Here is a 16,370-nt window from a genome sequence, read left to right as displayed (position 1 = left end):
CCTCCCCCCGCTCTACAGCGGTGCCTGCGCGTACACCACCAGGTACGCGCCGTAGACATAGCTGAGCCCGGCCAGGCTCGCGACCAGCACGGTCGCGTGCCAGGGCCGGGCTCTCGCCGTGCGCGCCAGTGCCTGGGCCAGCGGCAGCAGCAGCGGGAACGCCGGCAGCAGGAACCGCGGCTTGGACTCGAAGAAGCCGGACCCGCCGAGCGCGATCAGCAGCAGCACCCCGCTGTGGACGAGCAGCGGCAGCGGAGCGCGGTCCAGGAGGAGCAGCGCGTACAGCACCGTCGCCGCCACCACCAGGACCAGCGCCATCGGGAACACGAACCGGCTGCCGTGCAGCAGCATCGCGCGCAGGAACTGCAGCGAGCCGTACCCGAAGTCGAACGTCGACCCCCACAGCCGCTGCACCTCGAAGTAGCCGCCGAGCGGATCCCCCTTCCGCCGCCCGACCCACAGCACGTACGCCGTCCAGCCCAGCGGGGCGAGTGCCGCGCCCGTCCACAGCCTGTGGGAAACCTTTCCGCGCCGCCGCCACACCTCGGCCGCGGCCGTGACCAGTACCGCGGTGGCCACCGCGAGCCCGTTCGGCCGGGCCAGCCCCGCGAGCGCCGCGAACGCGCCCGCCCACAGCCAGTTCCCGGCCAGCAGCGCGTACAGCGACCAGGCCGCGAACGCGGCCAGTACCGGCTCGGTGTACGCCATCGACAGCACCACCGCGTGCGGCAGCAGACCCCACAGCAGCACCAGCGCGATACCGGTGGCCCGCCCGTGCAGCCGGGAGCCGACCGCGTGGATCCCGGCGGCGGCCACCGCGGCCGCGGTCCACGAGATCAGCAGCCCGGCGGTGCCGCCGCCGACCGGCGCCAGCGCGGTCACTGCCCGCAGCAGCGCCGGATACAGCGGGAAGAACGCGAGGTCGCTGTGCGGGTCCGGATCGGAGGAGGGCAGGTCGTGACCGTAGCCGTGCGCGGCGATGCCCAGGTACCAGACCGAGTCCCAGGACCGGGCGAGCAGGGTCAGCGGGTGCCGGCCGGCGACATGCGCGACGAGGGCGAGCACGGCCACCCCGGTGAGCCGGACACCGAGGAAGAGGCCCACGGCGACCCCGCTCGCTCGCACGAGTGACGGCCCGGTCCGTGCACGCGGCGCCGGCTGGGGCGCGGCTACGGGCGTGGCGAGGGTGGTACTGGCGTGGGTCACACCTGAGCACCCTGCAAGGGCTCGGGCGCGGATGCGAGCAGGTGACGGCCGAGTGCGGGGCGGGTTCACCTGTGTCGAGTACGCCGGGAGCCCCGGAGGGGGGCGGGGCGCGGGGCCCTGTGCACGGGGCCTGGGGTTTCGGCCCGGCATCCGGCATGGGTTCCGGGACCGGTCGCCCGGCGCACATGATGTGGGCATGAAGATTCCCGACCGACGGATCGAACTGTTCACCGGCACCGGAAGCGAGCACCGGTTCGGCGGCCCCGCGACCGGTGACGAGCGGAGCATGCTGGTCGCCGTGCTGGCGGCCCAGCGCGCCACCCTGGAGCTGAAGTGCTCCGGACTGGGGCCGGAGTTGGCCCTGCGGTCCGTGTCCCCGTCCTCGCTGTCCCTGCTCGGCCTCGTCCGGCACCTCGCCGACGTGGAACGCCGCTGGTTCCGGGCCGTGCTCGCCGGGCAGGACGTCGAGCTGCGCTTCTCCTCCGCGGACGTCCCCGAGGGCGACTTCGACGGCGCCGGCCCCGACCCCGGGGTCGTCGCGGAGTCCTGGGCGGCCTGGCGCGCAGAAGTGGCCTTCGCGGAGGCCTTCGCCGCCGGGGCCCCGCACCTCGACATCGAGGGCCACGACTCCTGGCGGGGCACGGTCTCCCTGCGCTGGGTGCTCATCCACATGATCGAGGAGTACGCCCGTCACAACGGACACGCCGACCTGATCCGCGAACGGATCGACGGCGCGGTCGGGGTGTGACTCCGCGCCCGGGCCGTCCTCCCGCCGGAGACGCTCGCACGCCAGGAGGTGCCTACATCCTCCGCAGCCGCTCCGCCGCCTCCCGCAGGACCTCCTCGCGCTTGCAGAAGGCGAACCGTACGAACGGCGCCCCCGCCTCCCGGTCGTCGTAGAACACGGCGTTGGGGATCGCCACCACGCCGGCCCGTTCCGGCAGGGCGCGGCAGAAGGCGAAGCCGTCCTTCTCGCCGAGGGGGCGGATGTCGGTGGTGATGAAGTACGTGCCGGCCGGCCGGAAGACCGCGAAGCCCGCATCCGCGAGGCCCTGGGCCAGGATGTCCCGGCGGGCCAGCATGGACCGGCGGAACTCCGCGAAGTAGGCGTCGGGCAGGGCGAGCGCCTCGGCGACCGCGTACTGGAAGGGGCCCGACGAGACGTACGTCAGGAACTGCTTGACCGAGCGGACCGCGGTCACCAGCTCCGGCGCGGCCGTGACCCAGCCGACCTTCCAGCCGGTGAAGGAGAACGTCTTGCCGGCCGAGCCGATCGTGACCGTGCGCTCGCGCATCCCGGGGAAGGACGCGAGCGGCAGATGCTCGGCGTCCTCGAAGACCAGGTGCTCGTAGACCTCGTCCGTGACCACCAGCAGGTCCCGCTCGACCGCCAGCTCGGCGATCGCGGCCAGCTCCGCGCGCGTGAGGACGGTACCGGTCGGATTGTGCGGGGTGTTGATCAGCAGCAGCCGGGTGCGGCCGGTGACGGCGGCGCGCAGCTCGTCCAGGTCGAGGCGGAAGCTGCCGTCGTGGGGGCGCAGGGTCACCGGCACGCGCGTGCCGCCCGCCATGGCGATGCTCGCCGCGTAGGAGTCGTAGTACGGCTCCAGGGCCACGACCTCGTCACCCGGCTCCACCAGCGCCAGCAGCGCGGCCGCGATCGCCTCCGTGGCGCCCGCCGTGACCAGCACCTCGGTGTCGGCGTCGTACGGCAGCCCGTAGCGGCGCTGCTGGTGCGCGGCGATCGCGGCGCGCAGCTCCGGGATGCCCGGCCCCGGCGGGTACTGGTTGCCGCGGCCGTCGCGCAGCGCCCGTACGGCCGCCTCCCTGACCTCCTCGGGCCCGTCGGTGTCGGGAAAGCCCTGGCCCAGGTTGATCGACCCGGTGGACAGGGCGAGCGCGGACATCTCGGCGAAGATCGTGGTCCCGAACTCGGCGAGCCGGCGATTGAGGTGAGGGCGTGCGCTGGAGGTCATGGCGGCCATCCTGCGCCCAAGCTCTGGAGTTCCTCAACTCTGCTTTGAGCCCCGGCACGGCCGGGCATCTGCCGGTCACCGCGGTCCACGGGGGACCGCTTCGGGGGAACGGAAGGAGGGTGACGCCATGGTCGTCGGCATCATCTTCATCCTGGTCGTGGCCGCGTTCGTGACGGTCACGGCGCTGGCGGGCGCCCGATCCGGGAACCGCCGGCGCAAGGTGTCGCTCGGCAAGGGCGGCCGCGGCCGGTGCCGCTCGTCGTCCTCGTCGTACGACGGCAGCGGCAGCTGGTGGGCCGGCAGCGTCGACTCCGGCTCGTCGGGCGGGCACCACGGCGGCCATCACGGCGGTCACTCCTGCGGTGGCGGTCACTCCTGCGGAGGTCACTCCTCCTGCGGCGGGGGCTCGTCGTGCGGCGGCGGAGGATGCGGGGGAGGCAGCTGACACGGGGCAGCCGAGCTCCTCGGGGGAGCCGTATCCGGGCCGCATGCGAGCGCCCGCCGGGCAGGACGACCGGCGGGCGCTCGCCATTGGTTTTCCGCGCCCGGCGTACGCCATAGTTGAACAGTTGAACCGTGGAGCCCCCTGAGGGATGGAAACCCGGCGAAGTTGGGTAAAAACGCTGTGGGGCTGCCTCCGTTCATGATTCCCTCTAAACCGCCAACGCAGCCCCTCGGACCTCACTGAGACTCCCGCCCCGGCCGAGCCGGCTGGGCTGACATGGCCGATCTCCCCCTCATCGCGTGTTAGCGGAGCCGATCCATGCTCACGACCCTGAACACCTCCTACACCGATACGCGGGCTGCCGACCTGGCCTGGGCCCTGGGACGCGAGCCGCTGCCTGCGCTGGCCACCCTGGATCTGGAACTCACCGGCGCGAAGCTTCAGTTGAGACTCCTCGGCGCCTCCCACCAGGTGCTGCTGGACGAGGAGCGCGGCAGCTGCTCGGAGACGGTCGCATGCATCCCCGGCTCCAGCACCCCGCTGCCGCTCGGCGTCGCCAAGCGCGTCGGCGACTGGGAGTACGAGTTCGCCGCGCGCGTCGAGGTGCTCACCCCCGGCTCGTTCGCGGGCCGCGCCCAGGAGTTGCTCGCCCTCGTCTCCGACCATCCGCACGGCCTCGCCGGTGTCTTCCCGGGCAGTCCGCACGCCTTCACCGCGATGCTGGCCCAGCACCACGAGGGCCAGGTGCACTGGCGCACCTGGCACGCCTACCCGCAGGACGGGCAGTTGGTGGCCACCCGGACCCGGGTCGGGGTGCGCGTGCCGACCGCACAGCTGAACTGAGCGCGCCCGCGCGAAGATAAACCCGCCCTACGTCAACTGCCCCCAGATCCACACGTGTGGGTGACGAAGCGTACCGCGCGTGTGACGTAACGTCGCAGAGTGATCGAACCGCACGCCCCCGCACCCCCGGGCTGTCCGCCGCCCTGGACAGCCCCCGCCCGGCTGCCCGTCCGGCCCGGCACCGGGCGGTTCCTGGTCCTCGTGTGCGTCTTCGTCTGCGCGGCCTGCGGACTCGTGTACGAACTCGAACTCGTCGCATTCGCCTCGTACTTGATGGGGGACTCCGTCACCCAGGCCTCCGTCGTGCTGTCCGTGATGGTGTTCGCGATGGGCATCGGCTCCCTCGGAGCCAAGCGGCTGCGCTGGCACGCGGCGGCCGGGTTCGGCGCGATCGAGACCGTCCTCGCGCTGGTCGGCGGGTGCAGCGCGATGGCGCTGTACGCCGTCTTCGCCTGGACCGGCGGCTGGGGCGGGGTGTGGGGCGAGGGCCCGCGCTGCCTGCTGGTCGCCTTCTCCCTCGCCATCGGCCTGCTCATCGGCGCCGAGGTGCCGCTGCTGATGGAGCTGATCCAGCGCATCCGTCACCAGGACGCGGGCGGCGCGGTGGCCGACCTGTTCGCGGCGGACTACGTCGGCGCGCTGGTCGGCGGCCTGGCCTTTCCCTTCCTCCTCCTGCCGGTCCTGGGCCAGTTGACGGGTGCGCTGCTCACCGGCACGGTCAACGTCGTGGCCGGCGGCGCCCTGGTCCTCGGGCTCTTCCGCCGCGACCTCACCCGCCGGGCCCGCTGGACCCTGCTCCTCGTCGGCCTCGTCGTCCTCGGCGTCCTCGCCTCCGCCGCGGCCCTCGCCGACGAATTCGAGCGCGCCGCCCGGCGGGCCGTCTACGGCACGGACGTCCGGGTCGCCGAACAGACCGACGTCCAGGAGGTCGTCCTCGCCGGCGGCACCGACGGCAAGCCCCTCGACCTCTTCCTGGACGGCCGGCTCCGCGTCGGCGGCCGCGACGAACGCCGCTACCACGAGGCCCTCGTCCGCCCGGCCATGTCCGGCGGCCCCCACGCGCGCGTGCTGATCCTCGGCGGCGGCGACGGCCTGGCCGCCCGCGAGGTGCTGCGCCACGGCGGAGTGCGCCGCGTCGACGTCGTCGAACTCGACCCCGGCCTGGTCCGGCTGGCCCGCCGTGACCCCGGCCTCGCCACCGCCAACGGCCACGCCTACGACGACCCCCGCGCCCACGTCACCTATGCCGACGCCCTCGGCTGGCTGCGCGGCGCACCCCCCTCCGCGTACGACGTGGTGATCGCCGACCTCCCCGACCCCGGCATCACCGCCAGCACCAAGCTGTACGCCCAGGAGTTCTACGGCCTCGCCCGCCGCGTCCTCGCCCCCGGCGGCCGGTTCGTCGTCCACGCCGGGTCGGTCACCACCCGCCCCCGCGCCTTCTGGACGGTCGCCGCGACCCTGCGTGCCGCCGGCTTCGCCTGCTCCCCCTACCGGGTCCTCGGCCACGACACCGGCTTCCCGGCCGGCCCCGACCGCTCGGCGGGCACGCCCGGAACCCCGCACGACTGGGGATTCCTGCTGGCGAGCCCGGGGGCCGTTCCGCCACCGCTGCGCCTGCCCACCGGGCCGCCGCACACCCTGACGCAGGCGGAACTGACCGCGGACGCGCGGGCGGCGGAACGGACCCGGATCGACGGGCTGCCACCGTCGACGCTGGTGCATCCCCGGTACTGACGAGCCGGTCAGGTGGGAGTGAATTCCGGTCACAGCTGGGTAGGCTCACCGGACATGGAGCACCAGGTCTTCGTCCCGGTCCCGCTCGAGTCGCTCAGAGCCGCCCTCGCCGACCCCGCGCGCATCGCCCGCGCGGTCCCCGGCCTGCAACAGGACGCCGGGGCCGAACCCGTCACCGGGCGCCTGAAGCTCCGCGTCCAGGGACACTCCGTCACCTACCGGGGCACGGCCCGGGTGGCCGCCCGCGACGACGGCACGTACGCCGTCGAGGCCGACGCCACCGAGGCCCGCGGCACCGGCGCCGTGAAACTCGCCCTCACCCTGCGCCTCGCGGACACCGAGGGCGGTACGACGGTCACGGTCGAGGGCACGGCGGACGCGGACGGCCGGATCGCCGAGCTCCCCGCGGACGCGGCGCACGCGGCGGCCACCCGCCTGCTGAACCGTTTCGTGGAGAACCTGGCGACGGCGGAGCCTGCGACGGGTTCGCAGGAGGGGGAGGAGCAGGCACCAGGGCCGGAGGAGCAGGCACCGGAGCCGGAGGCCGAGCACACCTCCGTCTTCGACGCCGAGATCCCGCCGCCGCCCCTGGACCCGGCGGCCGACCGCCTCGCCGAGGACTTCGCCGACACCGGCGAGCCCCCCGCCGAGGCCGCGCACGCGCGCCGGACGATGATCGGACGCAGCGCGGAGGAGGTCGACCACGCGCCGCCGCGGGGCCGTTATGCACCGGTTCCGGCCCCGCAGACGGTCACGGCGACATCGGCACTGCGCTGGGCGGCGCCGGCGGCGGCACTGGTCGTGGCGTCGGCGATCGTCGTGAGCAGGGCACTGCGCAAACGCCGCTGAGCGAAAGCGCCCCGTGAGGGCGCACGGCGCTCAGCCCCTACCGCGAGTCGCCCCCCAGTAGCCTCTTCCCGTGAGTAACGAAGACATCACGCTGACCGCAGGCACTGCAGTAGTCCACGTCAGCCCCGCCCACGGCGGCCGTATCAGCAGCCTCGCGGTCGACGGCCTGGAACTGCTGAGGCAAGGGGACCGCTACGGCTGCTTCCCGATGGTGCCGTGGTGCGGCCGCATCCGCGACGGCCGCTTCCTGGACGGCGGCACCGTCCGTCAGATGCCGCTCAACTCCCCGCCCCACGCCATCCACGGCACCACCCGCGACGGCGCCTGGCGCACCGCGCGCGTCTCGGAGAACGAGGCGGTGATCACGTACGACCTGGTCGAACCCTGGCCGCACCCCGGCCGCGTCACCCACGTCGTCGCGCTCGCCGAGGACGCCCTGACGCTGACGATGTCGGTGGAGGCGCGGGACGACTCCTTCCCGGCGCAGATCGGCTGGCACCCCTGGTTCAACCGAACCCTCGCGGGCGAGGACGGTGCCGTGGGCGAGGACGTCACGGTCGGCTTCGAGCCCGCCTGGCAGGAGGAGCGCGGGGACGACCATCTGCCCACCGGGAACAGGACCGACCCGAAGCCGGGCCCCTGGGACGACTGCTTCGGCATGCCCGGCGGTGTCGACGTCACCCTCACCTGGCCCGGGCAGCTGGAGCTGAGGGTGACCAGCCGCGAGGAGTGGGTGGTCGTCTACGACGAGCAGGCCGAGGCCGTGTGCGTGGAGCCGCAGACCGGCCCGCCCAACGGCCTGAACACCCTTCCGCGCCTGGTCACCCCGCTGGAGCCGCTGGAGGCGAGCACCACCTGGAGCTGGCGGCGCCTTTAAGCTGGTCGGCATGACGGATGTACGTGGCGCGCTGCTGCAGCAGATCAAGGACAAGGCCGTGGTGCACGGCAAGGTGACCCTCTCCTCGGGTCTGGAGGCCGACTACTACGTCGACCTGCGCCGCATCACCCTCGACGGCGAGGCCGCCCCGCTGGTCGGCCAGGTGCTCCTGGATCTGACCGCGGACCTGGAGTTCGACGCGGTGGGCGGCCTGACCATGGGCGCCGACCCGGTCGCCGCGGCCATGCTGCACGCCGCCGCCGCGCGCGGGAGGAAGCTGGACGCGTTCGTCGTACGGAAGGCGGCGAAGGCGCACGGCCTGCAGCGGCGCGTGGAGGGCCCGGAGATCGCGGGCCGGCGGGTGCTGGTCGTCGAGGACACCTCCACCACCGGCGGCTCCCCGCTCACCGCCGTCGAGGCCGTGCGCGAGGCCGGCGCCGAGGTCGTCGCCGTCGCGACCATCGTGGACCGGGCCACCGGTGCCGCCGAGAAGATCGAGGCCGGCGCGGGTGTTCCGTACCGTTTCGCCTTCTCGAAGGATGAACTGGGTCTGGACTGACACGCCCCGGTGACCTGGACTTGGCGGGGCGCCGACCAGCACCCCGTGTCTGGAAAGATGGGGCCGACGATGACGTCACCCCCCAGGTCTAGGTCAGGGCCGTAACGCAGCAATCCAACCCGCAACACAAGGAGCGGACAGATGCCCATCGCAACCCCCGAGGTCTACAACGAGATGCTCGACCGGGCGAAGGCAGGCAAGTTCGCCTACCCGGCCATCAACGTCACCTCGAGCCAGACCCTGAACGCGGCGCTGCGCGGTTTCGCGGAGGCGGAGAGCGACGGCATCGTCCAGATCTCGACCGGCGGTGCCGAGTTCCTGGGCGGCCAGTACAGCAAGGACATGGTCACCGGCGCGGTCGCCCTCGCCGAGTACGCGCACATCCTCGCCGAGAAGTACCCGGTCAACATCGCGCTGCACACCGACCACTGCCCGAAGGACAAGCTCGACGGGTACGTACGTCCGCTGATCGCGATCTCCGAGGAGCGCGTGAAGGCCGGCCGGAACCCGCTGTTCCAGTCCCACATGTGGGACGGCTCCGCCGAGACCCTCGCCGACAACCTCGCCATCGCCCAGGAGCTGCTGGAGCGCACCCGCGCCGCCCACATCATCCTCGAGGTGGAGATCACCCCGACCGGTGGCGAGGAGGACGGCGTCTCGCACGAGATCAACGACTCCCTCTACACCACCGTCGAGGACGCGATCCGTACGGCGGAGGCCCTGGGCCTCGGCGAGAAGGGCCGCTACCTGCTGGCCGCCTCCTTCGGCAACGTGCACGGCGTGTACAAGCCGGGCAACGTCGTGCTCCGCCCCGAGCTGCTGAAGGAGCTCAACGAGGGCGTCGCCGCCAAGTTCGGCAAGACCTCCCCCTTCGACTTCGTCTTCCACGGCGGCTCCGGCTCCTCCGAGCAGGAGATCCTCACCGCGCTGGACAACGGCGTGGTGAAGATGAACATCGACACGGACACCCAGTACGCCTTCACCCGTCCGGTCGCCGCCCACATGTTCCAGAACTACGACGGCGTCCTGAAGGTCGACGGCGAGGTCGGCAACAAGAAGGCCTACGACCCGCGCACCTGGGGCAAGCTGGCCGAGGCGAGCATGGCCGCCCGGGTCGTCGAGGCCACGCAGAACCTGCGCTCGGCGGGCAACAAGATCAAGTAAGCGGTACGTCCGCTGCGCGGTGGGCCCGGTGGCTGTCCAAGCCGCCGGGCCCGCTGTATACCTGGGTGGGTGCCCGACGTCCGGCTGGCCTCGCCCCAGGGCAAGTGGATCCTGCTCACCACGGTCCTCGGCTCCAGCATGGCCCTGCTGGACTCGACCGTCGTCAACGTGGCGCTCCCGCGCATCGGCGAGGACCTGGGCGCGAGCCTGGCCGCCCTGCAATGGACGGTCAACGCGTACATGGTCACGCTGGCCGGGCTGATCCTGCTGGGCGGCTCGCTGGGCGACCACTACGGCCGGCGGAAGATCTTCGTGCTGGGGGTCGTGTGGTTCGCCGCCGCGTCCCTGCTGTGCGGCCTGTCGCCGAACCCGCCGGTGCTGATCGCCGCCCGGGCTCTGCAGGGCATCGGCGGCGCGCTCCTGACCCCCGGGTCCCTGGCGATCATTCAGGCGTCCTTCCATCACGACGACCGCAGCCGGGCCGTCGGCCTGTGGTCCGGCTTCGGCGGGATCGGCGCGGCGGTCGGCCCGTTCCTGGGCGGCTGGCTGGTGGCCGGCCCCGGTTGGCGCTGGGTGTTCCTGCTGAACGTCCCGCTGGCGCTGCTGTGCGTGCCGGTGGCGCTCAGGCACGTCCCGGAGTCGAGGGACGGCGGAGAACACGGCCGCTTCGACGTTCTGGGCGCGGCCCTCGGCGCCTTGTCCCTGGCCCTGGTGACGTACGCGCTGATCGAGGCGAGGGCGGGCGGTGTGGCGGTGGCCCTGACCGGGGCGGCGGGTGTGCTCGCGGCGGTGGCCTTCGTCCACGTCGAACGGCACCGCCCGGACCCGATGCTCCCGCCGGACATCTTCGCCTCGCGCCAGTTCACGGCCGTCAACCTGGTCACCCTGTGCGTGTACGCGGCGTTCGGCGGCTTCTTCTTCCTCACCGCGCTCCAGCTCCAGGTGGTGGTGGGCTACTCGCCCCTGGAGGCCGGTACGGCCCTGCTGCCGACCACCGCCCTGATGCTCCTCTTCTCCGCCCGCTCCGGCGCCCTGGCCGACCGCACGGGCCCGCGCCTGCCGTTGACCGTCGGCCCGCTGCTCTGCGCGGTGGCGCTGCTGCTGATGCTGCGGGTGGGCAAGGGCGCGGTCTATCTCACCGACGTCCTGCCGGCGCTGCTCGTGATGGGCGCGGGCATGGTCACCCTGGTCGCCCCTCTGACGGCCACGGTCCTCGCCTCCGTGGACACCGCGCGGGCCGGCCTGGCCAGCGGCATCAACAACGCGGCGGCGAGGGCGGCGGGCCTGATCGCGGTGGCCGCGCTGCCGCTGCTGGCGGGGATGGGGCCGGAGGCGTACCGGGTGCCGTCGGCCTTCGACGCGGCGTACAAGCGGGCGATGCCGATGTGCGCGGGGGTGCTGGTGGTCGGCTCGCTGCTGGCCTTCGCCCTGGTCCGCCGCCCGGCTCCGGAGTGCCGGCACCCCGAGTGCCGCGTACACGGCTGCGTGACGGCTCCGCCGCTGGAGGGGGAGCGGCGTACCTAGCCGGTGGGCTCGCGGTGCGGGGCGGCACGGGGCACATGCCGGCAGCACGGGAATCCGTGAGGTGAGCCAGACTGGACCCCATGACGATTCACGAGAACCTGCTCGGCGGTCCGCCCCCCACCCACCTCCCCGACGACCCCGAGCCCCGCGAACAGCTCGCGGCCGGCACCGCCCCCGCGGACGTCGCCGCCAAGTACCCGACCTCCTCTCTCGCCTGGGCCCAGCTGGCCGACGAGGCCTTCGAGCGCGGCTCGGTCGTGGAGTCGTACGCCTACGCCCGTACGGGCTACCACCGCGGCCTCGACGCCCTGCGCCGCAGCGGCTGGAAGGGGCACGGACCGGTCCCCTGGGAGCACGAGCCGAACCGGGGCTTCCTGCGCGCGCTGCACGCCCTCGCCCGCGCCGCCCACGCCATCGGCGAGCAGGAGGAGTACGAGCGCTGCACGCAGTTCCTGAAGGACTCCTCGCCCACGGCGGCCCAGACCCTCGGCTAGCCCGGCCGGAGCGACGGCAGTCACCGGTGTGGCCCGTCTGGCAGCGGACGGGCCTTGCCGGATCCGGGTCCATTGCGGAGGATGCCGGGTGGGGACCGGGGCCCCCGTGCCGGCATCGGCAGGGGCGGACCGCTACCCGGAGCTACAACAGGAGACAGCGATGTCCCAACCGGCTCAGCAGTCCTTGGAGACTCAGGAGCCCGAGACTCCGCATCTCGACTTCGCGGGCACGACGCCGTACGAGGACTACGTCAGGGCGGACGTGCTCACCCACCTCCAGCACACCCTCTCCGACGATCCCGGAGAGATGGTCTTCCTGGTCACGACCCAGGTCATGGAGCTGTGGTTCACCGTCGTCGTCCATGAGTGGGAGACCGCGGCGGCGGCCCTGCGCGGCGACGACGTACCGACCGCGATCGCCGCGCTGAAGCGTTCCGTACGGGAACTGGAGGCCCTCAACGCCTCCTGGAGGCCCCTCGGCCAGCTCACCCCGGCGCAGTTCAACTCGTACCGCTCCGCCCTCGGCGAGGGCTCCGGCTTCCAGTCGGCGATGTACCGGCGCATGGAGTTCCTGCTCGGCGAGAAGTCCGCGTCCATGCTCGTACCGCACCGCGGCGCCCCCCGCGCGCACGCGGAGCTGGAGAAGGCGCTGCACGAGCCGAGCCTGTACGACGAGGTGCTGCGGCTGCTGGCCCGGCGCGGGCATCCGATCCCCGCGTCCGTCCTGCACCGTGACGTGTCCCAGCGCCACGAGCCCTCCGAGCAGGTCGAGCGGGCCTGGGCGGCGGTCTACTCCGGCGACCAGGACGCCGAACTCGCCCGCCTGGGCGAGGCGTTGACCGACGTGGCCGAACTGGTCTGGCGCTGGCGCAACGACCACCTGGTCGCCACCCGCCGCGCGATGGGCGCCAAGCCCGGCACGGGCGGCTCGGCCGGCGTGGCCTGGCTGGAGAAGCGCGCCCGCAAGAACGTGTTCCCGGAGCTGTGGACGGCGAGGTCCCATGTCTGAACTTGCCCTGCAGGCGGAGAAGCTGGACGCGGCCGACGAACTCGCCCCGCTGCGTTCCCGTTTCGTCCTCGATGACGTGGTCTACCTGGACGGCAACTCGCTCGGCGCGCTCCCGGCGGGCGTCCCGGACCGGGTGGCCGACGTGGTGCGCCGCCAGTGGGGCGAACTGCGCATCCGCTCCTGGGAGGAGAGCGGCTGGTGGACCGCGCCGGAGCGGATCGGCGACCGGATCGCCCCGCTGGTCGGCGCGGCGGCCGGGCAGATCGTCGTCGGTGACTCCACAAGTGTCAACGTGTTCAAGGCACTTGTGGCCGCCGTACGGATGGCGGGCGAGGACCGTACCGAGATCCTGGTGGACGCCACCACGTTCCCCACGGACGGTTACATCGCCGAGTCGGCGGCCCGCCTGACCGGCCGCACCCTGCGCGCCGTGACGCCGTCGGAGGTGCCGGGGGAGTTGAGCGGCCGTACGGCCGCGGTCCTCCTCAACCACGTCGACTACCGCACGGGCCGCCTGCACGACCTGCCGGGGCTGACCGCCGCGATCCACGCCGCCGGCGCCCTCGCGGTCTGGGACCTGTGCCACAGCGCGGGCGCGCTGGAGGTGGGCCTGGACGAGCACGGGGTCGATCTCGCGGTCGGCTGCACCTACAAGTATCTGAACGGCGGCCCGGGTTCCCCGGCGTACCTGTACGTCCGCGAGGAGCTCCAGCCCCGCTTCGACTCCCCGCTGCCCGGCTGGAACTCGCACACCGACCCCTTCGGCATGAGCCCGTCGTACACCCCGGCGCCGGGCGCCCGGCGCGGCCGCGTGGGGACCCCGGACGTCCTGTCCATGCTCGCCCTGGAAGCGGCCCTGGACGTCTGGGACGACGTGTCCGTCTCCGCCGTCCGCGCCAAGTCCCTCGCGCTGACGGACTTCTTCCTGCGGTGCGTGCGGGCGTACACCGAGCCGGGGCGCGTGGAGTCCGTGACCCCGGAACGCCACGGGGAACGCGGCAGCCAGGTCGCGCTGCGCTGTGACGACGCGGGTGAGGTGATGAAACGCCTGATCGCCCGGGGCGTCGTGGGCGACTTCCGCCATCCCGACGTCCTTCGCTTCGGCTTCACCCCGCTGTACGTCACCTTCGGTGAGACCGAGCGGGCGGCGCAGATCCTGGGCGAGGAGCTGGCGTAGGGGAGGCGTGAGCGAGGCATGGCGGGGGGCCGAGGGCCGGTCCGGGAGGGGCATCTCTCTCGGGCCCGGCCTTGGCCTTTCCCCGCAGAACCGTTTATTCCTCACCCTGCGTGACATCCCCATGTCCCCGCACGTCACCGGCCTGATACCGTCCCGCCAACGGTGAACGGGAATCCCCCACCTGGTCCGCCACCCCTTGGTCCGCCAGACGCCAAACACGTTCCATCGCTGAGAGGTTGGAGCATGCCGGACGACGCCGCAGCAGCCCGCGCCGCCGCCGAAGAGGAGTCGGCCTTCTCGCACCCCCCGGTCGACCCCGACGTCACGTCCGCCTACGGCAGCCACCCCGACCAGGTGATCGACTTCTACGCCCCCCGGAAGGCCCAGGAATCCCCGGCCCCTCTGGTGGTGGTCCTGCACGGCGGTGCCTGGCGCGCCCGCTACGACCGCCGCCACATCACCCCCTTCGCGGACTACCTGGCCCGCCGGGGCTTCGCCGTGGCCAACGTCGAGTACCGCCGGGGCGGCGACCCGCTCACCGAGGGGGCCGGCGACACCACCCCTCCGGCAGGCCGCTGGCCCGACACCTTCGACGACATCGCGGCCGCGCTGGACGCGCTGCCCGCTCTGGTCCGGGAGGCGCTCCCGCAGGCCGACTCCCGCCGCATGGTGCTGACGGGGCACTCGGCCGGCGGCCACCTCGCCCTGTGGGCCGCGGCACGCCACGTCCTGCCCGCGGACGCCCCGTGGCGCACCGACCGGCCCGCCCCGCTCCGCGGCGTCGTCGCCCTCGCGCCGATCGCGGACTTCGAAGTGGCGGAGAAGCTGGACGTCTGCGGCAACGCGAGCCTGCAACTCCTCGGCGGCCACGACACCTTCGCCGAGCGCCGCCCCAGCGCCGACCCCGTTCTGCTCCTCCCGACGGGCATCGCGACGACGCTGGTCCAGGGGCGTACGGACCTGGTGGTGCCGCAGGCGGTGGCCGAGTCCTACGCGGCCGCGGCGGCGAAGGCCGGCGAGGTGGTGGGTCTGACGCTGCTGGAGGACGTCGGCCACTTCCCGCTCATCGACCCGGCGGCGGACGCGTGCGCCGTGGTGGCGGAGGAGCTCGCCCAACTGGCCTGGTGACGGGGGGCGTTCGATGCACGGGGCCGACTCGCGGAGCCTGCCCCCGAGGGCCGGCCCCGGTGATACCCGTAATACCTGAGAGCTACCCCGCAGAACGGCTCCCTGGCGGGACGCCGACGACACGCCCCGATCCATAACTTCCTTCTCGGACGCGCCCGATGGCCGGGCAATCCGAAAGGAAGCCCGCCCATGGGGCACACCGAGCACACCGAGCACACCGAGCACACCACACACCCGAACCCGCCGACGGACACGGCGCCTTGTCCCACGGACGGGCTTCCGCCCGCGGCCCCGCAGCCGCCGACGGTGATTCCGCCCCACGAGGGCCACCCGCAGCCGAAACCGTCACGGGTGGTGCGGGTGGGAACGCGAACCCCGCCGAAAGCACCCCGCACCCGTACCCGAAAGTGGCGCCGCACCCTCCTCGCCACCCTCCTCACCGCAGCGCTGGCCGCCCCCCTCTCCGGCGCCGCCCGCGCCCAGATCCCGGCCCCGGCCCCCGCCACTCTCCCCAAGCTCACGGCGACCACCCTCCAGTCGGCCTACGCCGCCAACCGGGCCGACGCCACCCGTGCCGCCGACATGGCCGCCGCGCACGGCGACACCGACCGCGCCGCCGCCGACCGCGCCCTGGCCGCCCCGTCCCGCCGGCTCCTCACCTTCGACGGCCGAGGCGCCGGCCAGGCCACGGAGGTGCTCGGCGACCTCGCCCACGCCGACCACATCGCCGTCCTGGTCCCCGGCTCGGACACCTCCCTGGACACCTACGCCCGCTTCCACAAGGCGGCTGTGGCCCTGTACACGGACCTCACCCACCGCGCGCCGCGAGGCACCCGCACCGCGGTCGTCGCCTGGCTCGGCTACGAGACACCGGCCACCGTCAGCACGACGGTGACCACGACCACCCGAGCCGAGGAAGCCGCCCCCCGTCTGCGCGCCTTCGTACGCGACCTGCGCACCGCGACCACACCGCAGGCGCACCTCTCCCTGCTCTGCCACTCCTACGGGACCGTCGTCTGCGGCCGGGCCGCCCATGGCCTGGCCGCAGACGACATCGTCCTCATCGGCAGCCCCGGCACCGGCGCGGGCTCCGTCGCGGCCCTGCACACCCGCGCAAGAGTGTGGGCGGCCCGCGGCAGCGAGGACTGGGTCGCCGACGTGCCGCACATCAGCGCCACCTTCTTGGGCACCACCGTCGGCCTCGGCGCCAACCCGGTCTCCCGCGCCTTCGGCGCCCGGGTCTTCGACGCGGGCGCCGCCGACCACAGCGGCTACTTCACCCCGGGCTCGGCCTCCCTCGCCGACCTCGCCCGGATCACCCTCGGCGAGACCCCGGAGGTGCCCCATGCCTGACCCGACCGCACCCCACACCCCCCGCACGG

At 73.2% G+C, this 16,370-nt stretch carries 16 protein-coding genes; 14 read left to right on the top strand and 2 right to left on the bottom strand.

The features are described 5' to 3' along the window. Positions 1-12: 12 nt before the first annotated feature. The gene (locus tag ACWDEN_RS21040) at positions 13-1,206 is read right to left on the bottom strand and encodes a mannosyltransferase family protein (protein ID WP_450859861.1); all 1,194 of its coding nucleotides are present in this window, start codon (positions 1,204-1,206) and stop codon (positions 13-15) included. Positions 1,207-1,402: 196 nt separating this feature from the next. On the opposite strand from ACWDEN_RS21040, the gene ACWDEN_RS21035 reads away from it, so the two are divergent. Next, positions 1,403-1,954: a mycothiol transferase gene (locus ACWDEN_RS21035; protein ID WP_450859860.1), complete on the top strand. Its 552-nt coding sequence runs from the start codon at positions 1,403-1,405 to the stop codon at positions 1,952-1,954. Between the two features lie 52 nt (positions 1,955-2,006). On the opposite strand, the gene ACWDEN_RS21030 is transcribed toward ACWDEN_RS21035, so the two are convergent. Then, the gene (locus tag ACWDEN_RS21030) at positions 2,007-3,191 is read right to left on the bottom strand and encodes a pyridoxal phosphate-dependent aminotransferase (RefSeq protein WP_450859859.1); all 1,185 of its coding nucleotides are present in this window, start codon (positions 3,189-3,191) and stop codon (positions 2,007-2,009) included. Positions 3,192-3,309: 118 nt separating this feature from the next. Between ACWDEN_RS21030 and ACWDEN_RS21025 the strand changes: the two genes are divergently transcribed. From ACWDEN_RS21025 to ACWDEN_RS20965, 13 genes are all read left to right on the top strand, one after another. Continuing rightward, positions 3,310-3,627, top strand: coding sequence for a hypothetical protein (locus ACWDEN_RS21025; protein WP_351602454.1), 318 nt, complete (start codon positions 3,310-3,312; stop codon positions 3,625-3,627). Positions 3,628-3,945: 318 nt separating this feature from the next. Next, on the top strand, positions 3,946-4,470 hold the full coding sequence (locus ACWDEN_RS21020; protein ID WP_351602456.1) for a DUF2617 family protein: 525 nt from the start codon (positions 3,946-3,948) through the stop codon (positions 4,468-4,470). Positions 4,471-4,569: 99 nt separating this feature from the next. After that, positions 4,570-6,207 (top strand): polyamine aminopropyltransferase, encoded by a 1,638-nt coding sequence (locus ACWDEN_RS21015; protein ID WP_351602458.1) that lies wholly within the window; start codon positions 4,570-4,572, stop codon positions 6,205-6,207. Positions 6,208-6,261: 54 nt separating this feature from the next. Next, positions 6,262-7,056, top strand: a complete 795-nt coding sequence (locus ACWDEN_RS21010; protein ID WP_351602460.1) for an SRPBCC family protein — start codon at positions 6,262-6,264, stop codon at positions 7,054-7,056. Between the two features lie 70 nt (positions 7,057-7,126). Continuing rightward, positions 7,127-7,933: an aldose epimerase family protein gene (locus ACWDEN_RS21005; RefSeq protein ID WP_351602462.1), complete on the top strand. Its 807-nt coding sequence runs from the start codon at positions 7,127-7,129 to the stop codon at positions 7,931-7,933. 10 nt (positions 7,934-7,943) lie between these two features. Next, positions 7,944-8,492: an orotate phosphoribosyltransferase gene (gene pyrE, locus ACWDEN_RS21000; protein WP_351602464.1), complete on the top strand. Its 549-nt coding sequence runs from the start codon at positions 7,944-7,946 to the stop codon at positions 8,490-8,492. Positions 8,493-8,633: 141 nt separating this feature from the next. Further along, positions 8,634-9,656: a class II fructose-bisphosphate aldolase gene (gene fbaA, locus ACWDEN_RS20995; protein ID WP_351602466.1), complete on the top strand. Its 1,023-nt coding sequence runs from the start codon at positions 8,634-8,636 to the stop codon at positions 9,654-9,656. Positions 9,657-9,725: 69 nt separating this feature from the next. Further along, positions 9,726-11,180 carry an MFS transporter gene (locus tag ACWDEN_RS20990; protein WP_450859858.1) on the top strand — a complete coding sequence of 485 codons (1,455 nt, stop codon included), beginning with the start codon at positions 9,726-9,728 and terminating at the stop codon, positions 11,178-11,180. 80 nt (positions 11,181-11,260) lie between these two features. Further along, positions 11,261-11,674 (top strand): DUF3151 domain-containing protein, encoded by a 414-nt coding sequence (locus ACWDEN_RS20985; RefSeq protein WP_351602469.1) that lies wholly within the window; start codon positions 11,261-11,263, stop codon positions 11,672-11,674. Positions 11,675-11,834: 160 nt separating this feature from the next. Beyond that, positions 11,835-12,683, top strand: coding sequence for a tryptophan 2,3-dioxygenase family protein (locus ACWDEN_RS20980; RefSeq protein ID WP_351602470.1), 849 nt, complete (start codon positions 11,835-11,837; stop codon positions 12,681-12,683). After that, positions 12,676-13,860, top strand: coding sequence for a kynureninase (gene kynU / locus ACWDEN_RS20975; protein WP_351602471.1), 1,185 nt, complete (start codon positions 12,676-12,678; stop codon positions 13,858-13,860). The genes ACWDEN_RS20980 and kynU overlap by 8 nt, the downstream gene beginning before the upstream one ends. 243 nt (positions 13,861-14,103) lie before the next feature. Next, positions 14,104-14,988 carry an alpha/beta hydrolase gene (locus ACWDEN_RS20970; protein ID WP_351602473.1) on the top strand — a complete coding sequence of 295 codons (885 nt, stop codon included), beginning with the start codon at positions 14,104-14,106 and terminating at the stop codon, positions 14,986-14,988. 189 nt (positions 14,989-15,177) lie between these two features. Next, positions 15,178-16,341 carry an alpha/beta hydrolase gene (locus tag ACWDEN_RS20965; RefSeq protein ID WP_351602474.1) on the top strand — a complete coding sequence of 388 codons (1,164 nt, stop codon included), beginning with the start codon at positions 15,178-15,180 and terminating at the stop codon, positions 16,339-16,341. The last annotated feature ends 29 nt before the right edge of the window (positions 16,342-16,370 follow it).

It is taken from the genome of Streptomyces sp. NPDC001153, from assembly GCF_053598315.1.
The sequence above is the reverse complement of the archived record's forward strand: the minus strand, read 5'-3'. Positions and strand labels throughout refer to the sequence as shown.

Excerpts from the sequence above, each read along its gene's own strand:
- ACWDEN_RS21035 (WP_450859860.1), top strand. The coding sequence starts at position 1,403 with ATGAAGATTCCCGACCGACGGATCGAACTGTTCACCGGCACCGGAAGC.
- ACWDEN_RS21030 (WP_450859859.1), bottom strand. The coding sequence starts at position 3,191 with ATGGCCGCCATGACCTCCAGCGCACGCCCTCACCTCAATCGCCGGCTC.
- ACWDEN_RS21025 (WP_351602454.1), top strand. The coding sequence starts at position 3,310 with ATGGTCGTCGGCATCATCTTCATCCTGGTCGTGGCCGCGTTCGTGACG.
- ACWDEN_RS21020 (WP_351602456.1), top strand. The coding sequence starts at position 3,946 with ATGCTCACGACCCTGAACACCTCCTACACCGATACGCGGGCTGCCGAC.
- ACWDEN_RS21010 (WP_351602460.1), top strand. The coding sequence starts at position 6,262 with ATGGAGCACCAGGTCTTCGTCCCGGTCCCGCTCGAGTCGCTCAGAGCC.
- pyrE (WP_351602464.1), top strand. The coding sequence starts at position 7,944 with ATGACGGATGTACGTGGCGCGCTGCTGCAGCAGATCAAGGACAAGGCC.
- fbaA (WP_351602466.1), top strand. The coding sequence starts at position 8,634 with ATGCCCATCGCAACCCCCGAGGTCTACAACGAGATGCTCGACCGGGCG.
- ACWDEN_RS20985 (WP_351602469.1), top strand. The coding sequence starts at position 11,261 with ATGACGATTCACGAGAACCTGCTCGGCGGTCCGCCCCCCACCCACCTC.
- ACWDEN_RS20980 (WP_351602470.1), top strand. The coding sequence starts at position 11,835 with ATGTCCCAACCGGCTCAGCAGTCCTTGGAGACTCAGGAGCCCGAGACT.
- kynU (WP_351602471.1), top strand. The coding sequence starts at position 12,676 with ATGTCTGAACTTGCCCTGCAGGCGGAGAAGCTGGACGCGGCCGACGAA.
- ACWDEN_RS20970 (WP_351602473.1), top strand. The coding sequence starts at position 14,104 with ATGCCGGACGACGCCGCAGCAGCCCGCGCCGCCGCCGAAGAGGAGTCG.
- ACWDEN_RS20965 (WP_351602474.1), top strand. The coding sequence starts at position 15,178 with ATGGGGCACACCGAGCACACCGAGCACACCGAGCACACCACACACCCG.